General features: G+C 50.6%; 17 protein-coding genes and 1 pseudogene. 5 read left to right on the top strand and 13 right to left on the bottom strand.

The annotated features are described in order from the left end of the window. Positions 1-37: 37 nt before the first annotated feature. The 8 genes from nhaR to dnaK all read right to left on the bottom strand — a co-directional run bounded on the left by nhaR (position 38) and on the right by dnaK (position 10,719). The gene (gene nhaR / locus FDX03_RS08235; protein WP_048212744.1) at positions 38-937 is read right to left on the bottom strand and encodes a transcriptional activator NhaR; all 900 of its coding nucleotides are present in this window, start codon (positions 935-937) and stop codon (positions 38-40) included. Positions 938-974: 37 nt separating this feature from the next. After that, on the bottom strand, positions 975-2,141 hold the full coding sequence (gene nhaA, locus FDX03_RS08230; protein ID WP_048212745.1) for a Na+/H+ antiporter NhaA: 1,167 nt from the start codon (positions 2,139-2,141) through the stop codon (positions 975-977). Positions 2,142-2,274: 133 nt separating this feature from the next. Further along, the gene (locus FDX03_RS08225; RefSeq protein ID WP_061067208.1) at positions 2,275-3,534 is read right to left on the bottom strand and encodes a hypothetical protein; all 1,260 of its coding nucleotides are present in this window, start codon (positions 3,532-3,534) and stop codon (positions 2,275-2,277) included. Positions 3,535-3,560: 26 nt separating this feature from the next. Next, positions 3,561-4,757, bottom strand: a complete 1,197-nt coding sequence (locus FDX03_RS08220; protein ID WP_137345773.1) for an anaerobic sulfatase maturase — start codon at positions 4,755-4,757, stop codon at positions 3,561-3,563. Positions 4,758-4,860: 103 nt separating this feature from the next. Then, positions 4,861-6,354 carry a sulfatase-like hydrolase/transferase gene (locus FDX03_RS08215; protein WP_060855449.1) on the bottom strand — a complete coding sequence of 498 codons (1,494 nt, stop codon included), beginning with the start codon at positions 6,352-6,354 and terminating at the stop codon, positions 4,861-4,863. Positions 6,355-6,374: 20 nt separating this feature from the next. Continuing rightward, a complete protein-coding gene (locus FDX03_RS08210; protein WP_101741346.1) occupies positions 6,375-7,139 on the bottom strand; it encodes an outer membrane protein OmpK in 765 nt (254 codons plus the stop codon). Positions 7,140-7,580: 441 nt separating this feature from the next. After that, complete coding sequence (gene dnaJ, locus FDX03_RS08205; RefSeq protein ID WP_137345772.1) at positions 7,581-8,711, bottom strand: molecular chaperone DnaJ; 1,131 nt, start codon at positions 8,709-8,711, stop codon at positions 7,581-7,583. 85 nt (positions 8,712-8,796) lie between these two features. Beyond that, positions 8,797-10,719, bottom strand: coding sequence for a molecular chaperone DnaK (dnaK, locus tag FDX03_RS08200; protein ID WP_003018959.1), 1,923 nt, complete (start codon positions 10,717-10,719; stop codon positions 8,797-8,799). A 384-nt stretch (positions 10,720-11,103) separates the two neighbouring features. On the opposite strand from dnaK, the gene FDX03_RS08195 reads away from it, so the two are divergent. The 3 genes from FDX03_RS08195 to satP all read left to right on the top strand — a co-directional run bounded on the left by FDX03_RS08195 (position 11,104) and on the right by satP (position 12,963). Continuing rightward, positions 11,104-11,508, top strand: coding sequence for a DUF2541 family protein (locus tag FDX03_RS08195; RefSeq protein ID WP_003018965.1), 405 nt, complete (start codon positions 11,104-11,106; stop codon positions 11,506-11,508). A 26-nt stretch (positions 11,509-11,534) separates the two neighbouring features. Beyond that, positions 11,535-12,248 carry an acidic protein MsyB gene (msyB, locus tag FDX03_RS08190; RefSeq protein ID WP_115643915.1) on the top strand — a complete coding sequence of 238 codons (714 nt, stop codon included), beginning with the start codon at positions 11,535-11,537 and terminating at the stop codon, positions 12,246-12,248. A gap of 148 nt (positions 12,249-12,396) precedes the next feature. Further along, the gene (gene satP / locus FDX03_RS08185; protein WP_003018969.1) at positions 12,397-12,963 is read left to right on the top strand and encodes an acetate uptake transporter; all 567 of its coding nucleotides are present in this window, start codon (positions 12,397-12,399) and stop codon (positions 12,961-12,963) included. A 34-nt stretch (positions 12,964-12,997) separates the two neighbouring features. Here satP and FDX03_RS08180 read toward each other — a convergent pair whose 3' ends face one another. The 3 genes from FDX03_RS08180 to tal form a co-directional block, all read right to left on the bottom strand. Continuing rightward, on the bottom strand, positions 12,998-14,305 hold the full coding sequence (locus FDX03_RS08180; protein WP_137345771.1) for an MFS transporter: 1,308 nt from the start codon (positions 14,303-14,305) through the stop codon (positions 12,998-13,000). A gap of 124 nt (positions 14,306-14,429) precedes the next feature. Then, positions 14,430-15,017, bottom strand: a complete 588-nt coding sequence (mog, locus tag FDX03_RS08175; protein WP_003018973.1) for a molybdopterin adenylyltransferase — start codon at positions 15,015-15,017, stop codon at positions 14,430-14,432. Positions 15,018-15,127: 110 nt separating this feature from the next. Next, positions 15,128-16,081, bottom strand: coding sequence for a transaldolase (gene tal, locus FDX03_RS08170; protein WP_016151631.1), 954 nt, complete (start codon positions 16,079-16,081; stop codon positions 15,128-15,130). A 274-nt stretch (positions 16,082-16,355) separates the two neighbouring features. Here tal and FDX03_RS08165 point away from each other — a divergent pair, with 274 nt between their 5' ends. Next, entirely contained in the window at positions 16,356-17,786 is a 1,431-nt protein-coding gene (locus FDX03_RS08165; RefSeq protein ID WP_115601010.1) for a sodium:alanine symporter family protein, read from the top strand. 77 nt (positions 17,787-17,863) lie between these two features. Beyond that, positions 17,864-18,637, top strand: a complete 774-nt coding sequence (gene yaaA / locus FDX03_RS08160) for a peroxide stress protein YaaA (RefSeq protein ID WP_137345770.1) — start codon at positions 17,864-17,866, stop codon at positions 18,635-18,637. A gap of 84 nt (positions 18,638-18,721) precedes the next feature. Here the strand turns inward: yaaA and thrC are convergent, their stop codons facing one another. Next, positions 18,722-20,008 carry a threonine synthase gene (gene thrC / locus FDX03_RS08155; RefSeq protein ID WP_124020734.1) on the bottom strand — a complete coding sequence of 429 codons (1,287 nt, stop codon included), beginning with the start codon at positions 20,006-20,008 and terminating at the stop codon, positions 18,722-18,724. Between the two features lie 3 nt (positions 20,009-20,011). Further along, a pseudogene (locus tag FDX03_RS23170) lies at positions 20,012-20,189 on the bottom strand (homoserine kinase); the annotation flags it as partial.

Genomic DNA, 20,189 nt, shown 5'->3' with positions numbered 1-20,189 from the left:
TGCGGTTAGTACACCGCAGCCGGCAACATAAAGGCGTTTAGACCTGTGGCGGCTTGAACAGTGCTGAGTAGTTGGCATTGCAAATACGCTGCACCGCCGGATGCTGGATCATCCTCTCCGCAAATATGGCGTGATACTCCTCCATCACATTCTCAACGCGTCCAATTTCAACAATAGAATCATCAGCATAGAAATTGTGTGAATACAGCGTAGGGGCAACGAATATCGCGTTATGCGTTGCGCCAAACGCTTTCATCAGCGCGGCGTCATCAAACTCGCCAAGGATTTCAACGTTCAGTCCTTGTGAGTTAATCCAGTTCAACAGCTTACGTCCAAGCATCGAACGACGACCAGGGATCAGCAATCGACGCTCTTCCAGACAGGCCGGAAACGGTTTCTCAGGCAGCGGCCTGGTGCACCAAAAGCTCACGCTGCATTCGCCAATCCGCACCGAGAACAGCCCTTCCTGCTGCGTTGAGTCGATCGGGCAATCGGAGATAATCATATCCAGCTTATGCTGGCTGAGCTGCTCCAGCAGCATCTCGTGTGTTGATTCAAAACAACGCAGATGGATTTGCTCGTTCTCAACCACAGCAGCATCCAGCACGCTGCTAACCAGTTGCTTCGATAATGCATCCGCCACGCCGACATCAAACAGCAAATTCGACTCTTTGCGATAGTTCACGATATCCAGCATTTCCTGGCTTAAGGTGAACATTTTATCCGCATAACGGAAAACTAATTCGCCTAACTCGCTGGGTTCCAGCCCTCGCCCCTTACGCTTAAACAACTTCCCTTGTAAGCGTTCCTCAAGCGCTTTGATCTGCCCGGTAATAGTTTGCGGTGTCAGATAAAGCGCTTCTGCGGCACCCACCACCGATCCTTCTTTATACACATGCCAGAAGTAATACAGGTGGTTGTAATTTATATGAGACATACTCTCTCCCTGAAATTGTCACCAAAGAGTTATCTGCTCAGGCTGACGTATTCAACCGGGTACGCAGCCAGCTATAACCGATAACTGCCGACAACAGTGAACCAATCAGGATCCCCAGTTTTGCCCAGTTAATCAGCTCCGGATCAACGTTACCAAACGCCAGACTGGCGATGAAAATCGACATTGTAAAGCCGATGCCACACAGAATACCGACCGCCATAATTTGCTGGAAACTCGTGCCTTCAGGCAGTTGCGCCACCTTGAGACGTAATGCCAGCCAGCAGAACAGGCTGATCCCCAGCGGCTTACCGATAAGCAGGCCGGCGATAATTCCCAGCGGCAGGATAGAGGTCAATCCATCCAGCGTCACGCCCTGCAGCGAAACACCTGCGTTAGCGAAGGCAAACAGAGGCAGGATCAGATAAGCCACCCACGGATGCAGGACATGCTCCAGACGCTTTGCCGGTGAGCGCCCATGTTTTTCCTTTAACGGAATGAAGAAACCAACGATCACGCCTGCCAGAGTGGCATGCACGCCGGACTTCAGCACTGCCGTCCATAGCACGACGCCAACCAGAATATAAATACCGGTGCGTCTGACACCGCACAGATTCAATGCCGCCAGGACGAGAATTGCGCACGCGGCGACGCCCAGAGACAACAACGAGAGATCGCTGGTGTAGAACAACGCGATGATCACAATCGCGCCTAGGTCATCGATAATCGCCAGCGCCATCAGGAAGATTTTCAGTGCCAGCGGAACGCGACTGCCCAATAGTGCCAACACGCCTAATGCAAAAGCGATATCCGTTGCTGCCGGAATTGCCCATCCTTCACGAGTGATAGGGTCGGCATAGTTGAATGCCAGATACAGCAACGCCGGGACAATCATGCCGCCAATCGCGGCAATAATTGGAAACGCCGCCTGACGCAGGCTGGCAAGCGAGCCCTGCATTAACTCACGCTTCACTTCCAGACCAATCAACAGGAAGAATACCGCCATCAACGCGTCGTTGATCCACAGCAGCATATTTTTGTTGATTTCAAGCGCGCCAACCCGCAGTTGGACAGGTGTTTCCAGAAAGGCGTGGTACCATCCACTGGTAACCCCGATATTTGCCATCAGCATAGCGACTGCGGCTGCGATGATCAGGATGATGCCTCCCGAGGCGTCGCTACTAAAAAAACGATGCAGATGTTTCACTTTTATTCTCTCTATTGGGTGAATACTTCGTAATTACTATCTTACACCCGCAAAAAGCTCGTTAAAATTAGATTATTCATGATGAATAAATCGGCTTTTCCGAGCATTATCTAATGAGAAAACACAGGATTAGTTAGTCTGCATCTGAGTGATGCCTCGCATTAAACGCGTATCTGAGATGGTCCAGCGTTGCCGTCACATTTGCCGGAGACATACGGTTGAGGTGTGCCAGAAAAGGATGTGTATCGATAAAATGGATAAAACGGGTCGCACTCACAAGCGTGGCGCTGCGTTGCATACTCGTTTTTCGGTTCTCTGTTAAGTTGCATACTGCCAGCGCGTAGTCACGCGTGGTGAATGTTCGCCAAACGTTATTACGGATGCCGCCCCCCATAAACAACCTTGGCGGAATATCTTTTTGCGGTGCTGATTCTCCACGTTCTCTCACAAAAGCAATGTGGCAACGCCCTTGCTGAACATGCTGTATATTCGCCATCATACATCCTCCCAGGATAAAGCATTCCTGATCGAGGTAATGCTGAATATTGAGAGAACGTTCATCCGTGAGCATTTTAACCAACTCGAAATGGCGATAAGCTGGCAAAACGGGTTTAACTAACATCCCCGGATCATTTTTGTGCAATATTGCAGGACCGTAATCCACATCAAAAAGCGTCTCCCGCCGCATCGTTATCACTTCTTTACGTTGCACAATATGCGCCAACGTACCGGGAGGCAGGCGTTCTTCATAGTCAGAATGATACTGATACTCAGCCTCTACGGGATGAGCTGAGTAATTTGTCGTAACGGCAACAATTCGACCGGTATTCTCTTCTGCAGTGACCAACACATACAGAAAACTATCACTACCGTTAAATTTGATCCGAAAAGCGCGCGTGCTCATGGCGATATCAAACGTAGGAAAAGTAAATTCGCGTTCCGCCAGATTTGCATTGCGAGAGAGTTTCTGTAACTCCCGATTCAACCCGGTGCTATCCAGCACGAGTGCGGTGCGAATATCCGCCAGTGTCGCACCTTCCTGAATCAGCGTGGCGAGATAATCCTGACGCGCATCTGTTTTCTGCCTGACAGGAGAAATAAATGTTTTATGACAACGCTGACAGTAAATACGCGGTTCTCCTTGCGCAGAAAAACCGTACTTTTTGAGTGAAATTCCCCCGCAGTGGGGGCAGGATTTTATCAGTCCTTTCCATGCCTGATTAACCGACTGACGAAAGCGGTTGAGTGATCGTTCCGAAATAATGGGGAAGAGAAAACCGCAGGCCCGGCATAGTATATTTTTCCCTTGGTTTTGGTAATCCGGGCTGTTCAACATACCCATATTTTTGCAGCCGGGCGTTTTACAACTATCGACATTAATCCAGGAAAACATATTCACTCCCTGCGAATACGATACGTTCAAGCAAATACTGATTTTATCTCTACAGGTGAAAAACCATTTTCGTAGAGTGTTTTCATGGCACTCATCGTCATTGCGGTATGAGAGAAAAACGACTTATATCCCGCGCACAAATAGTTGTGATTTCTTTTACCTGATATTGACGGCAAAAAACGATGCTTAGGACAACCGCCATAACAGGCGAACTGCCATGAGCAGGAGTCACATTTTTGTGCCATTGTGCGTCGCTTATCCTCGCCAAACTGCCGGTTTTTTTCGCTATTGTTCATCGCGCGCAGCGTCGAATCCTGAATATTCCCCAACTTGTACTGCGGATACACAAAATGATCGCAGTTATACACATCGCCGTTCATTTCCATGGCGAATGCGCTACCGCAGGTTGGTGCAAACACGCATACCTGCGGTGGTAACCCGCACCACGCCGCGAGCGTCTGCTCAAACATCTGTATGCCGATATCACCAATATCGTTACGGACCCAGACATCAAAAATAGCGTTGAGAAAATGGCCAAATTGCAGTGAATCAACCGACCACGGCATCATTCTTGTTTGTCCGCCTTCAGGATGTGCCAGACCAATACCGCCCTCTTCAGCGCTTCTTTCGATGAGCGGAATAAACTGCATATAGCGACTGCCAATGCTTTTCAGATAGTTATAGACTCGCACCGGGTGATGCATATTCGTGTGATTCACCACCGTCAGCGTATTAAATTCTACACCGTGGCGTACCAGACATTTAACGGCCTGTTCAACTTTCCCATGCGTCGGTTTACCTGAACGAGTAACCCGCCATTCATCATGTAACGCGGCATCACCATCAATAGAAACGCCCACCAGGAAGGCGTGTTGCTTAAAAAAAATAGCCCATTCGTCGTCAATCAATATACCGTTAGTCTGGAAGGTATTTATAATCGTTTTACCGCCAGAATAACGCTGCTGCAATGCCAGCGCTCGCCGATAAAATGCCAACCCCATCAGCGTAGGTTCTCCCCCCTGCCACGCAAAAATCACGTCATTCACATCCTGCGCGGCAATATGCTGTTTGATGAATAACTCGAGCATGTCATCTGACATTCTGTAATTCGCTTTTCTATCCGGATAAAGCATCTCCTTTTCCAGATAAAAACAGTATTTACAGTCCAGATTACATACCGAGCCTGTCGGTTTAATCATGACCTGACAACTTTTTGTCTGCATTGTGATAGCTCCATAAATAAAAGAACCTGGCTCAGCACAAAAGCGTTGAACCAGGCGGGCATAGCCCTAAGTGGCATACCTTATGTTTCTTATAATTATTCTGTTAGCCCCAGGTGACTGGCGTTGGCTTGTCACCGCGAGCTTTCATCAGCGAATCGTTGTCAATGTCCTGTTTGTATTTCAGGAACTTGCCATACAGTTGTTTCTCGATTTCAGGTTGTTTCCCAATCTGATTAAGCGTTTCAAAGCGATCTTTTTTCAGGTTGTAGAGGTATTTGGGTTTATTTTCACGATCGATAATCATCTTCCAGTCGCCATCACGGATCGCCCATTCGTCAGTAGGATCATCCTGGAACGGCATATCAATGCCAAAGATGAGTGGTTTCTGACGTGCTAACGTTTTCTGTTCAAGTAATGGAACCAGAGACTGCCCATCGTAGGTACGATCTGTTGGCAGTTTAAAATTCATCATGTTTGCTAACGTCGGCACCCAGTCAAGACCATAAACTGGCGTATCCGTTACCATCCCCTGCGGAATATGTTTACCATACTTGATGATTGCCGGAACACGGATACCGCCTTCCCAAAGGTTATCTTTACGGCCGCGAAGCCCATCCGTTTCACCCGCCAGGTTCAGTTCATATACTTTGCGAGCCTCGCGTGTCACTGGGCCGTTATCACTGGTGAAAATGACAATGGTGTTATCTTCTTCACCCATTGCCTTGATCTTATCCATTACTTTACCGACCTGAGCATCCATATAGCTGATGTTCGCGTAGTATTCGCCTGTTCCGCGCCATGGCTTATCCGCCCAGTCGCCGTAAAACAGATCCGGATGCTGTTTCTGGTAAGCGCTCATATATTGCGAATACATGTCGAGGTACTTTTTCGGCGAGGCCAGCGGGCTGTGAACTTCCGTGAACGCGACATATAAGAAGAACGGTTTGTCGTCTTTCTTGTTATCCAGCCAGTTGACGACTTCAGAACTGACAAGCTCGCCGCTCATGGTGTCCGCACGACCAATATGCTGTCCATTACGGATCCAGCCAGTGGGATGCACCATGCCATAGCGGGGACGTTCTTTTGCGTTATCAAGCGTAGCATCCGTGACGAATCCCGCCGGGTTTACCAGGGTGTAGTCAAACCCCATGTCCTTCGCCTGCGGTTGATCGGTGCGATCGCCCCCGGCATTCAGGTGCAATTTCCCCATCATCGCCGTGTCATACCCCTGTTGCTTTAACAGGTTGGCAATCGTCAGTTCATTCCGTCCCAACGCGACATCTTTGCCTTCAGGGATCCAGGAACGGATCCCTGTACGGAATGGCATACGTCCCGTTAATAAACCCGCACGAGAAGGAGAGCACAGCGGCGCGGGCGCATAGTAGTCGGTAAATTTCACCCCTTCCTGTGCCAGCTTGTCGATATTAGGCGTTTTGACGATTTGATGGCCATAAGTCGCGAGATCGCCATAGCCCAAATCATCAGCCATAATAATCACTAAATTAGGCTGTTTCGCTGAAGCTGCATATGTTGTTTGTAATGCGCTCCCGGCACATAATGCCAGTCCAACCAAACTCGCCACGACTGTTTTTTTCATTTCCGATCCTTTGGTTTTATTTAAAATGAATACCCAATCATATAAATCATCTGATCCCCGTAACCGTCATAACCCAGTTTGTTTTCAAAATAGCGATATGTCACTGTAGCTTTCCATCGTGGATAAAATTTCCACGCCAGTGTTAATCCGCCATTTAATCCATTCCGGCCAAATTGCTGTTCCGCATAAGCATCATTTCTATCAAGCTCAATTTCATTCCAGTCAGATAAAACAAATTTCTCACCAAATAAAGTAAAATTGTAAGCCGCAGTCCAGCCAATAACGTAGCCATTCCAGCCGCTGGTTTGTCCATATCGTTGTGATACATAATCACCAGATTGGTTATGCAAACCTATATAGGGTTTAAAAAAGCCCCAATCTCCGCTCCAGCCGAGATAACCCAGACCATAAAACATATCCAGATCGTCGCCCCAGGAGTTATCCCACTGGCCATAAATCTTGCCAAAGAAGGTATAATCAGAATCAAAGAGACGCACATGGGTCATCGCCGACACCGTATGATTTCGACCGGCTACAGCATGATTTAACACATTACTTTCAATAAATGAGTAAAATTCGGCTTCTCGAAAATTGACACCAAAATCCGCTGTTGCTTTCCAAACCTCGCCACGATGTACATTGACAAATCCGCTATTCCAGTCGGCATAACCGGCATTAATAGACCCAAAAGAATTTTTATACTCCAGAGCTTGTGCTGCATGGCTAAAAAGAGAAGGCACTATAAGTATAAGACAAGCTAATAGTCCATTTTTTATCCGAGGCATTGAATGTATTCCCCATAATTATAATTAATCCATCAATAAATATTGTGTTACCGCGGTGACAAATAATAATGAAATAGAATGACAGGATAGTGATGTAAATCTCACATCAAGGAAGGTGAATCGTTATTACTGGTAGTGTGTCAGAATATGTTGTTTGAGAGGAGATAAGTAATTATTTCGCCAGAAATATGACTGTAGTTGCCTTTTAAATTAGGTTGGCCGTGATTATTTATTGATGTTAAAACAATCACATCAACCAGGTATGCGGTTGTGAATAGTCAAAAAAGATGTTAGTTCTAAAACCGTAGCACTGCTCCACACATCATACTATTCCAACAAGGTAAAATAATATATCCGATGCCGGTAAGGGTCTGGATATCCATCTGCCAGGTAAAAAAAAGGCCATCTCATCGCTGAAATGGCCTTTTCTCTACTTTTATTTTAGCGCGTCAAATCGTCAAAGAATTTCTTCACACCGTCGAAGAAGCTTTTGGAACGCGGGCTGTTTTGTTCACCCGTCGGGCCACCAAAGCTATCCTGCAGATCTTTCAACAGCTGTTTCTGTTTGTCGTTGAGGCCCACCGGGGTTTCAACCACCACACGGCACAGCAGATCGCCCTGTGCGCCGCCGCGTACAGACTTAACGCCTTTACCACGCATGCGGAACAGTTTGCCAGTTTGCGTTTCGCCCGGAATTTTTAGCTTCACGCGACCATCCAGCGTCGGGACTTCAATCTCGCCACCCAGGGCTGCCATTGCAAAGTTAATCGGTACTTCGCAGTACAGGTTATTGCCTTCACGCTCGAAGATTGGGTGCTGTTTAACCTGCACCTGCACGTACAGATCACCTGCTGGCGCGCCATGCTCACCGGCTTCGCCTTCACCAGACAAACGGATACGGTCGCCGGTATCAACCCCTGCCGGGATTTTAACGGACAGCGTTTTGCTCTTCTCAACGCGACCATGCCCGTGGCATTTGTTGCACGGATCTTTGATCAACGTACCGCGGCCCTGACAGTGCGGACAGGTCTGCTGTACGGCAAAAAAGCCCTGACGCATCTGTACCTGACCAGAACCGTGACAGGTTGGACAGGTTTGCGGCTGAATGCCTGCCTTCGCGCCGCTGCCGTGGCAAACGTCACACTCTTCCAGAGTTGGAATACGGATCTCTTTGGTGACGCCACGCACGGCTTCTTCCAGAGTGAGATCCATGTTGTAACGTAAATCAGCACCACGTGAGGCGCGCTGACGACCACGACCGCCGCCAAAGATATCGCCAAACACGTCACCAAAGATATCGCTGAAGTCAGCCCCGCCGCCAAAACCGCCGCCGCCCATGCCGCCTTGCTCAAACGCAGCATGACCGTACTGATCGTAGGCCGCACGTTTTTGCGCATCGGTCAGGATCTCGTACGCTTCTTTGATCTCTTTAAACTTGGCTTCGGCCTCTTTATCACCCTGGTTGCGATCCGGGTGATATTTCATGGCCAGGCGCTTGTAGGCCTTTTTGATTTCACGCTCTTCCGCTGATTTGGAAACGCCTAAAATCTCGTAATAGTCTTGCTTAGCCATCTCTTTTTATCTGCCCCTAACATGCGTGCACGGGCGGAGAGGAAACCTCTTCGCCCGTGCCAGTAATTACCCGTTCAAAGGGCGATTATTTTTTGTCTTTCACTTCTTCAAACTCGGCGTCGACAACGTCGTCATCTTTCGCGTTATTTGCAGAAGCATCAGCGCCTGCAGCACCAGCCTGTTGCTGTGCGTGCTGCTGCTGAGCGATTTCCATCAGTTTCTGGGAAACCTGTGCCAGCGCCTGCATTTTCGCTTCGATATCTGCTTTGTCTTCGCCTTTCAGAGAAGTTTCCAGCGCGGTCAGTGCAGACTCGATGGCAGTTTTGTCGTCAGCCGGCAGCTTGTCGCCTGCTTCTTCAACCTGCTTGCGAGTGCTGTGCAGCAGATGGTCACCCTGGTTACGGGTCTGAACCAGCTCTTCAAACTTACGGTCAGATTCTGCGTTCGCTTCTGCTTCGCGAACCATTTTCTGAATTTCTTCTTCGTTCAGACCAGAAGAAGCCTTGATGGTGATCTTCTGCTCTTTACCGCTGTTTTTGTCTTTCGCGGAAACGTGCAGGATACCGTCGGCATCGATGTCAAAAGTCACTTCGATCTGCGGCATACCGCGCGGAGCCGGGCTGATGCCATCCAGGTTAAACTGACCCAGATCTTTGTTATCAGCAGCACGTTTACGTTCACCCTGCAGCACATGGATGGTTACCGCAGACTGGTTGTCTTCAGCGGTAGAGAACACCTGGCTGTGCTTGGTCGGGATGGTGGTGTTCTTCGCGATCAGCGGAGTCATTACGCCACCCATGGTTTCGATACCCAGAGACAGCGGGGTAACGTCCAGCAGCAGCACGTCTTTAACATCACCGGTCAATACACCACCTTGAACAGCAGCACCGATTGCTACGGCTTCGTCCGGGTTAACGTCTTTACGCGGTTCTTTACCGAAGAACTCAGCGACTTTCTTCTGCACCATCGGCATACGCGTCTGACCACCAACGAGGATAACGTCGTTGATATCAGATACGGACAGGCCAGCATCCTGCAGAGCAACTTTCAGCGGCTCGATAGAACGGTTAACCAGGTCTTCAACCAGGCTTTCCAGTTTCGCACGGGTCACTTTGATGTTCATGTGTTTCGGACCGGTCGCGTCTGCAGTGATGTACGGCAGGTTCACGTCGGTCTGCTGAGCGGAAGACAGCTCAATCTTCGCTTTCTCAGCGGCTTCTTTCAGACGCTGCATCGCCAGCGGGTCATTACGCAGGTCGATACCCTGATCTTTCTTAAACTCGTCAACCAGGTAGTTGATCATACGGCTGTCGAAGTCTTCACCACCCAGGTGGGTATCACCGTTGGTTGCCAGAACTTCGAAGGTTTTTTCGCCGTCAACTTCGTCGATTTCGATAATAGAGATATCGAAAGTACCACCACCGAGGTCATATACCGCGATAGTACGGTTGCCGACTTCTTTATCCAGACCGTAAGCCAGCGCAGCTGCGGTTGGTTCGTTGATGATACGTTTTACTTCCAGACCTGCGATACGACCGGCGTCTTTAGTTGCCTGACGCTGAGCATCGTTAAAGTATGCAGGTACGGTGATAACTGCTTCAGTTACCGGCTCACCCAGGTAATCTTCAGCCGTTTTCTTCATTTTTTTCAGCACTTCAGCAGAAATCTGCGGCGGTGCCAGTTTCTGACCTTTTACGTCAATCCATGCATCACCGTTGTCAGCACCGATGATTTTGTACGGCATGATGGCTTCATCACGCTGTACTTCTTCGTCCTGGAAGCGGCGGCCAATCAGGCGTTTAATCGCAAACAGGGTGTTTTGCGGGTTTGTCACTGCCTGACGTTTAGCCGGCTGACCAACCAGAGTTTCACCATCCTGGGTATAAGCAATGATAGAAGGCGTGGTGCGATCGCCCTCGGCGTTCTCCAGCACACGTGCAGTAGTGCCATCCATAATCGCTACACAAGAGTTGGTAGTACCCAGGTCGATACCAATAATTTTACCCATCTAAACGTCTCCACTAAAAATTCGGTCATCATGTGGTTGTGAATCTGTAATAAGGGCGAAACGTGCGGTTTCAACTACCCTGAATCGTTTTTTTTCAGACTCACCACTGCGGTTGCTTACAAGATGGGGTCGTAACCCACGTCATCAAGGGGGGCATGGAAATTTTTTTTTAGCGCAGTGGCGATAAAATCGTAGAGAAAAGGCAGAAAGCTGAAAAAATGAATAGTCGCCAATTAAAATTAATTCATAAAACCAATGAAAATAGCAAAGTTATTCACGAAAAAATTATAATAAAAAGAAAAGATTACAAGCATGAATCGTGATTCTGACAGCGGTAAGATGGTCTGAAACGACACACTTTTACAGCCGTCAAAGAGAAATTCCATGAAATCCGTATTAACCCTTTCCGCCAGCCTGCTTATGGGCCTGCTACTGAGCAGCGCCGCACACGCTAATGATCATAAAGTCCTCGGCGTGATCGCCATGCCCCGTAATGAAACCAACGATCTGACGCTGAAACTTCCCGTTTGCCGCGTGGTGAAACGCATTCAACTTACGGCCGATCATGGTGATTTACAGCTCAGTGGTGCATCGGTTTATTTCAAAGCTGCGCGCATGTCCAGCCAGAGTCTGAACGTGCCTTCCTCCATCAAAGAAGGGCAAACGACCAATTGGATCAACATCAATAGCGACAACGACAATAAGCGCTGCGTGAAAAAAATTACCTTCTCCGGCCATACAGTGAACTCTTCTGATATGGCAACGTTGAAAATCATTGGCGACGACTAATCCCTTCTGCACAAGTAGAATTCAGTATGAATGTCACGTATTTGAATGACGACGATCTCGACTTTCTTCAGCATTGCAGTGAGGAGCAGCTCGCCAATATTACCCGCCTGCTTACGCATAATGAAAAGGGGAAAGCCCGTCTGTCGAGCGTTCTGAGTCATAACGAATTGTTTAAATCGATGGAGGGACACCCGGAACAGCACCGCCGCAACTGGCAATTAATCGCAGGCGAGCTTCAACATTACGGCGGTGACAGCATTGCCAATAAACTCCGTGGACATGGAAAACTGTATCGGGCGATTTTGCTGGACGTTTCGAAGCGGCTAAAGATTAAAGCTGATAAAGAGATGTCCACGTTCGAAATTGAACAGTCTCTGCTGGAGCACTTTTTACGCAACGCCTGGCAAAAAATGGATGCTGAGCACAAGCAAGAATTTCTGCAGGCGGTCGATGCAAAAGTCTCTGAGCTGGAAGAACTGTTGCCGCTATTAATGAAAGACCGCAATCTGGCAAAAGGGGTGTCTCACCTGCTCTCCGGCCAGTTAACCAAAATTCTGCGAACCCACGCCGCTGTCAGCGTAATCGGGCACGGATTACTGCGCGGAGCCGGACTTGGCGGCCCGGTAGGTGCGGCCTTAAACGGGGTTAAAGCGGTGAGCGGCAGCGCCTATCGCGTGACGATCCCAGCGGTACTCCACATTGCCTGCCTGCGCAGAATGCTCAACCACACACAAGCGTGATGCCCATCACAGGGAAAATAATTCATTTTCCCTTCGTGAGATCATAGACAGTGCCCTCTCCCCTGATTATTATGCCGCGCCCCGAAGACAGCGATCGTTATTTGGGGAAACTATTTCACCATTCAATCAATGATGATTTTGAGGAATTATGGGCAACACTAAGTTGGCTAATCCGGCACCGCTGGGCCTGATGGGCTTTGGCATGACCACCATTCTGCTTAACCTGCATAACGCGGGTTTCTTCGCTTTAGACGTTATTATTCTGGCGATGGGCATTTTCTACGGCGGTATCGCGCAAATTTTTGCCGGTCTTCTGGAATATAAAAAAGGCAACACCTTCGGTTTAACCGCCTTTACCTCCTACGGTTCGTTCTGGCTGACGCTGGTTGCGATTCTGCTGATGCCGAAAATGGGCCTCGCGGATGCAACCAATGGTCAGTTCCTGGGCGCTTACCTGGGTCTGTGGGGCGTGTTCACTCTGTTCATGTTCTTCGGTACGCTGAAAGCCGCGCGCATGCTGCAGTTCGTGTTCCTGAGCCTGACCGTGCTGTTCGCCCTGCTGGCCGTGGGCAACATTGCAGGTAACGAAGCAATCATTCACGTTGCTGGCTGGGTTGGCTTAGTGTGTGGCGCAAGCGCCATTTACCTGGCGATGGGTGAAGTGCTGAACGAACAGTTTGGCCGCACCATCCTGCCAATTGGTGAAGCACACTAATCTGCCTTTATCCCCCCGCAAGGGGGGATAATCTTTACAGACGCTGTAATTCTCCCTGTACGCTCGTATCACGATGATAAATATCCTGGCGCAGCCAAATCCCCAGCCCTAAACCCACCAGCGATAACGCCAGCACATACCAGGCCGGAGCCATTGGTGACACGCTCATTAACATTGTTACCGCGATTGGCGTCAAACCACCGAAAATGGCATAGGAAACGTTGTAGGAAAAGGAGATGCCGGTAAAGCGGACTTCCGCCGGAAACGCCCGTACCATGACATAAGGCACTGCCCCCACTACGCCAACGCACAACCCTACCAGCCCGTATAACAAGAACAAATGCTGAGGATGGCTACCGGTCAGGTGATAGAAAAACCAGCTCGAACAGGCCAGCAGCAGACTGCCGACAGTAAAGGTTTTGCTGGCACCAACCCTGTCGACAATAAATCCGGCCAGCAGACAGCCGACGCACAGCATAATGGTAGCGACACTGTTGGCCTGTAACGTTAGCGCGGGTGCAAAGCCATATTGCTTTTGCAACCAGACGGGCGACATCAGGATCACCACTACAATCCCGGCCGAGAGCAGCCAGGTCAGTAGCATTGAAATAACCACCGCTTTTTTATGTTTGCTCACCACCGACTTTACCGGCAGTTCCTGCGCCAGCGCCTTACGTTGCTGCATCTCGAGAAAGATGGGCGTCTCCTGCAGCCAGCGGCGCAGATACATTGCCACCAGCCCAAACGCGCCCCCCAGCAGGAAAGGGATACGCCAGCCGTAATCATGCACCGCCTGTTGCGTAAAACTGGTGTTCACCAGCGTAGCCACCACTGACCCCAGCAGAATTCCCACCGTTAGCCCAGCGGTCAGCGTGCCACAGGCAATGCCGATGCGGCGCTCCGGTACGTGCTCCGCCACGAACACCCACGCTCCCGGCACTTCTCCGCCGATGGCAGCGCCTTGCAAAATGCGCATCAGCAGTAACAGCAACGGTGCGAGGATCCCCATTGAGGCGTAAGTGGGCAACAGCCCAATCGCCAGCGTCGGTATCGCCATCAGTAAAATACTCAGGGTGAACATTTTCTTACGCCCGACCAGATCGCCAAAGTGCGCCATGATGATGCCGCCCAGTGGACGCGCCAGATATCCGGCGGCAAAGATGCCGAAGGTTTGCACCTGGCGTAGCCATTCCGGGATGTCAGCGGGGAAGAAGAGTTCACCAACAACAGCGGCAAAGAAGACAAAGATAATGAAATCATAAAACTCAAGCGCACCGCCGAGGGCGGCAAGCGTCAGGGTTTTATAATCCTGGCGATTCAGTGGTCGAGTGTGTTGTGACATAGCAAACCATCAGTCAGTGGAGTTATTGAATCTGTCTGTCGATATATGTAAAGCAAAAATTACTATATCGTAAACAATTCAATACTCCACTGTGATTGGCACTTATGTCACGATCGGGCTACTTTCAGGCGTTTGTATCGCGAATTGCGCTTTTAGGACGAAAAGATGCTACAACAGCCGGTGCAGTTTCCACATACGGCCCATCCAGCAACTGTATACAATACGGTACACTTGCAAAAATACCCGGTACGATAACCTTACCGTCGGCATCTTTCACGCCTTCCAGCGTTTCTTTGATTGATTTCGGTTGCCCCGGCAGATTCAGGATCAGCGCCTGTTTACGAATCACACCGACCTGACGGGAGAGGATCGCCGTTGGCACAAAGTGCAGACTTATCTGGCGCATCTGTTCGCCAAAGCCTGGCATCTGGCGGTCGGCTACGGCAAGCGTGGCATCAGGCGTCACGTCGCGACGGGCCGGCCCCGTTCCGCCGGTAGTCAGCACCAGATGACAGCTCATTTCATCCACCAGCTCGCATAAGGTCTGTTCGATGATCGCCTGTTCATCCGGGATCAGTCGCGTTTGCAATTCAAAAGGGGTGGTAAGGGCAGACGCCAGCCACTCTTCCAGGGCCGGGATACCTTTATCCTGGTAAACGCCGCTGGAAGCACGGTCAGAAATGGACACCAGGCCAATGCGTAAAGTATTCATGATTATTCCGTTTAAACAGTCTCGTTAAACAGAATGATACACTGCGAAAGGAAGGACAGACAGGTTTCAGAAGAGGTAGCGTGACCCCTATCAGGGCCACGCTCTAATGATTACAGCAGATCGCCGATCATTTTTTCCAGTTTACCCTGGTCTACAGCAAACTTACGGATACCGTCCGCCAGTTTGTCTACAGCCATCGGATCCTGGTTGTGCTGCCACAGGAACTCAGCTTCGGTGATGCGTGCAGGACGCGCTTTCACTTCGCCGGAGAAGGACAGTTTACGTTCGATAGCGCCTTCGCTTTCCGCCAGCTCTTTCAGCAGTGCCGGAGCAATCGTCAGACGATCGCAGCCTGCCAGCTCAATGATTTCGCCGATGTTACGGAAGCTCGCGCCCATGACTACGGTTTCGTAACCGTGCTGTTTGTAGTACTCGTAGATTTCCGTTACGGAAACCACACCCGGATCTTCTGCCGGTGCGTACTCTTTCTTGTCAGTATTGGCTTTGTACCAGTCAAGAATACGGCCAACGAACGGAGAGATCAGATATACGCCAGCTTCAGCACATGCACGCGCCTGCGCGAAGGAGAACAGCAGAGTCAGGTTACAGTTGATACCTTCTTTTTCCAGCTGCTCAGCGGCACGGATGCCCTGCCAGGTTGAAGCCAGTTTGATCAGAATGCGATCGTTGCTGATGCCAGCGTCGTTATACATCTTGATCAGACGTTTTGCTTTCGCGATGGACGCGTCGGTGTCGTAAGACAGACGAGCATCAACTTCAGTAGAGATACGACCCGGGACCAGTTTCAGGATCTCCAGACCGATATTGACGGCCAGTTTGTCGGTCGCGTCGACGACCTGTTGAGCGCGGTCGTTGCTCTGCTGCTTAGCCCAGGCTACAGCGTCATCAATCAGCTTGCGGTATTCTGGGATCTGCGCTGCGTTAAGAATGAGAGAAGGGTTAGTTGTGGCATCCTGAGGCTGATACAGCTTCATTGCCGCGATGTCTCCGGTGTCGGCCACTACTGTGGTGAACTGACGAAGGGAGGTCAATTTGTCCGTCATGATAGCGATTCTCTTTAAACAGCTTGTTAGGGGGATGTAACCGATCTTCCCTGATGATAGCACGACGCACTCTCAGCGCAACCGCCGGGATTGTCCAACTCACTGCTCATTCCCGATTACGCATCTTAAAGCCCCTGATGCGCAATTAAGGGTTATCCCCATTGTTATGGTAAACTCCCGCAATCACTCTCCTGACAAGGTATATACTGTTCGATAATTGGTAGCGCTTACATGGGAATATTCGCGCGTACCGGCATCAACAAGAGGGATGTTAATGCCTGATTTTTTCTTGTTTATTAATGAAATACTCTGGGGTTCGGTGATGATCTACCTCCTGCTTGGTGCAGGATGTTGGTTCACCTGGCGTACCGGGTTCGTGCAGTTCCGCTACATTCGCCAGTTTGGCACAAGTCTTAAAAACAGCATTAGCCCGCAGCCGGGTGGCTTAACCTCGTTTCAGGCATTGTGCACCAGTCTTGCCGCACGTATTGGTAGCGGGAACCTGGCCGGCGTAGCGTTGGCGATCGCCGCTGGCGGCGCAGGGGCCGTCTTCTGGATGTGGGTCTCAGCGATCATTGGCATGGCAACGTCATTCGCCGAGTGCTCACTCGCGCAACTGTATAAAGAACGCGATAGCAAAGGACAGTTCCGCGGTGGCCCTGCGTGGTATATGGCTCGTGGGCTGGGCATGCGCTGGATGGGCGTACTCTTTGCCATCTTTTTACTTATTGCCTATGGACTGATTTTTAACAGCGTTCAGGCAAACTCTGTCTCCCGCGCATTGGCATTTGCGTTCGACATCCCTCCCCTCGCTTCCGGCATCGCTTTGGCGATACTGTCATTCCTGGTGATCATTGGCGGTATTAATGGTGTTGCCCGTCTGATGCAATGGTTTGTGCCGATCATGGCGCTGCTGTGGGTTGGATGTAGCATCATCATCTGCCTGTGGCATATCGGGCAGCTTCCCGACATTATCGTCACCATTATAAAAAGCGCCTTTGGCTGGCAGGAAGCCGCGGCGGGTGCGGCCGGATATACGCTAAGCCAGGCTATTGCCAATGGTTTTCAGCGCGGCATGTTTTCTAATGAGGCAGGAATGGGATCTACGCCGAATGCAGCCGCGTCGGCAGCCTCCTGGCCACCGCATCCTGCGGCACAAGGCATTGTGCAAATGATCGGTGTGTTAGGCGACACTCTCGTTGTCTGTACGGCCAGCGCCATGATTATTCTGTTGGCAGGCAATGGCGCCGGCTATGTGCCCATGGAAGGCATCCAATTGATGCAGAAGGCCATGATCTCACTGACCGGCGAATGGGGGGCTGGGTTTGTCGCATTTATTGTGATTCTGTTTGCCTTTAGCTCGATCGTCGCCAACTACATCTATGCGGAAAACAATCTCGTCTTTCTGAAACTGGACAATATGCGCGTCATCTGGCTATTGCGCATCGCCACCGTTAGCACCGTCATTGGCGGAACGTTAGTCAGCTTCCCGTTGGTCTGGCAGTTGGCCGATATCATTATGGCTTGTATGGCCATCACTAACCTGACGGCAATTCTGCTGCTTTCTCCGGTTGTCCATACCATCGCCAGCGACTATCTGCGTCAGCGCAAACTCGGTGTGCGCCCGGAATTTGATCCGCACCGTTATCCTGATATCAGACAACAGCTTGCACCGGATACATGGGATGAAACGCCGCGCAGCTAGCGCGGCAATCACAACCATCGATCAATTCTGTCGTTTTTTTTGCTAAAGTCGCAGTAAATCTCCTGCAAGGACTGGATATGCTGATTCTGATTTCACCTGCAAAAACGCTCGACTACCAAAGCCCGCTGGCTACCACACGCCATACGCTGCCTGAACTGCTGGACCACTCCCAGCAGTTAATCCACGTGGCGCGTCAACTCTCTGCGCCGCAGATCGGCAAGCTGATGGGAATTAGCGACAAGCTGGCGGATCTGAACGCCACGCGTTTCCACGACTGGCAGCCTGACTTCACGCCGGACAATGCGCGCCAGGCCATTCTGGCGTTTAAGGGCGACGTGTATACCGGACTGCAGGCTGAAACCTTCAGCGAGGCGGATTTCGACTTCGCTCAGCAGCATTTACGCATGCTGTCCGGGCTGTATGGTGTTCTGCGCCCGCTGGATTTGATGCAACCCTACCGTCTGGAGATGGGCATTCGTCTGGCCAATGCGAAGGGTAAAGATCTCTATCAGTTCTGGGGAGATACCATCACCGATAAGCTTAACGAAGCGCTGGGAGCACAAGGCGACAGCGTGGTGATTAACCTCGCCTCAGACGAGTATTTTAAATCCGTGAAGCCGAAAAAGCTGAACGCAGAACTGATTAAACCGGTATTCCTTGATGAGAAGAACGGCAAATTCAAAGTCATCAGCTTCTATGCCAAAAAAGCCCGCGGCCTGATGAGCCGCTACATCATTGAAAACCGCTTAACGCAGCCAGAACAGTTGGCCGCTTTTAACAGCGAAGGCTATTTCTTTGATGAAGAAGCGTCAGGGAAAGGTGAACTGGTGTTTAAGCGTCACGAGCAGTAGTGTACATGCCGGATGGCGGCTAACGCCTTATCCGGCCTGCAGGTTTTGTAGGCCCGCTAAGCAAAGCGCCAGCGGGCACCACCATTAACCGCGAGTCATCATCAGCTTACGCAGTTGCGCAAAATCAGCGGGCAGATGATGCGAAAGCAGCGGCAAGTCTGCACGTTCAGCCAGCTCTTTTGGTAGATCCAGCGTGACATTCAGAATCTGTTCAACGCTTTCTTTAAATTTCGCCGGATGTGCGGTGCCAAGGAACAGGCCATATTCGCCCGGATTCAACTGGTCACGCAGTGCACGATACGCCACCGCCGCATGCGGCTCTGAGGTGTAACCAATCTTCTGCAGTTCACGCATGGTGTCCTGCGTCGTTGCATCATCAACGGCGGCATAACCCAGCTCATTCAGACGCCAAATTTTACGGCGGAACAGTTCTTCCACGCGCGGCCAGTTGTTCGGCTGGCTGACATCCATGGCATTCGATAACGTCGCCTGAGTCGCTTTCGGCGCCCACTCACCTTCAGCAAGGAAACGCGGAACCGTATCGTTGACGTTAGTTGCCGCAATAAAGCGCTTCACCGGTAAGCCCAGTGATTTCGCCAGCAGCCCGGCGGTCAAATCGCCAAAGTTACCGCTGGGAACGGAAATAACCAGTTGGTTACGCGCTTCCTGCGGCAGTTGAGCCACGGCTTCAAAGTAGTAGCAGATTTGCGCCAGCAGGCGACTGATGTTGATGGAGTTTGCGGAATTCAGCCCCAGAGCTGCCTTCAGCTCTTCATCATCAAACGCCTGTTTCACCAGCGCCTGGCAGGCATCAAAGTCACCATCAATCGCAACGGTTTCAATATTGCCGCCCAGCGTACAGAACAGTTTTTCCTGTAATGGGCTGATCTTGCCATTTGGGTAGAGGATCACCACACGCACATTTTTCAGGCCATAAAAAGCATGTGCAACTGCGGCCCCGGTGTCTCCGGATGTCGCAGTCAGGATTGTCACCGGTTTGTCGCCGCTGATGTGCGTTAGCATTTGCGCCATAAAGCGCCCGCCAAAGTCTTTAAACGCCAGTGTCGGACCATGGAACAACTCCAGACAGCCGATATCACCTTCGACCTGAGCGACCGGTGCCGGGAAGGCAAACGCCGCACGCACGCGCTCTTCCAGGATCTCTTGTGGGATCTCCGTGCCAATAAATGCGGAAAGGATCTTAGCGCTGCGGCTGACGAAGTCCTGGTTCAGCATCTCATCCACTTCTGTCAGATTAAATTCCGGCAGCTCGTGTGGAAAAAACAATCCCTGATTCTTGCCAAGCCCTTGCGTGACGGCCTGCGCAAAGCTGACCTGTTCGTTGTGATCTTTCAGATTATAGAGTTTCATTGATTATCCCAGTACCCGTGCGCCCGCCGTGTCCAGCCGGCAAATATGAACAAAGCCTTCCTGATTTTGCAGGTAATTTTTACCCAGCCAGTCTGCTACGCGCTGTGCCGTATCCGGCTTATCGCATAAGGCGAACAGCGTCGGCCCCGAGCCGGAGATGCCGCTGGCCAGCGCGCCGATT

This window comes from Citrobacter sp. wls827 (assembly GCF_005280875.1).
In the GTDB taxonomy this organism is placed as follows: domain Bacteria; phylum Pseudomonadota; class Gammaproteobacteria; order Enterobacterales; family Enterobacteriaceae; genus Citrobacter; species Citrobacter youngae.
The sequence above is the reverse complement of the archived record's forward strand: the minus strand, read 5'-3'. Positions and strand labels throughout refer to the sequence as shown.